Here is a 321-nt window from a genome sequence, read left to right as displayed (position 1 = left end):
GTATATGCCTTTGCAAGCGCTTGCAATTCGTTACAATCCTTAGGTTGTGCGAATTTAAAAATGTAGGAAGTGACCAATAATGCGAACTAGCAGTTTCAGAGGCCTAATAACATTCATATTCCTCTGCATGAGTGCTCAAACAATTGCTGGCTATAGGACCTTACTTGACCCAAGATCCATGGCAATGGGTGGAACTGGCGCTGCAGCAGCGACTAAATTCAACGCATCCCTTCACAACCCTGCCTTGATCGCTTTTAACAGAGGCTCTAAACCCGATCGCTTATATCTCAGTGCATCAATGGGTGCTCGTGAACTGTATAA

At 44.5% G+C, this 321-nt stretch carries 1 protein-coding gene; it reads left to right on the top strand.

The annotated features are described in order from the left end of the window. Window positions 1-127 precede the first annotated feature (127 nt). Window positions 128-321, top strand: a 194-nt coding sequence (locus tag A3762_RS28270) for a hypothetical protein (RefSeq protein WP_231878744.1), incomplete at its 3' end; no start/stop codon positions are given.

This window comes from Oleiphilus sp. HI0125, from assembly GCF_001635355.1.
Note: the sequence above shows the minus strand (reverse complement) of the source record. Positions and strands in the feature narration are given on the sequence as shown.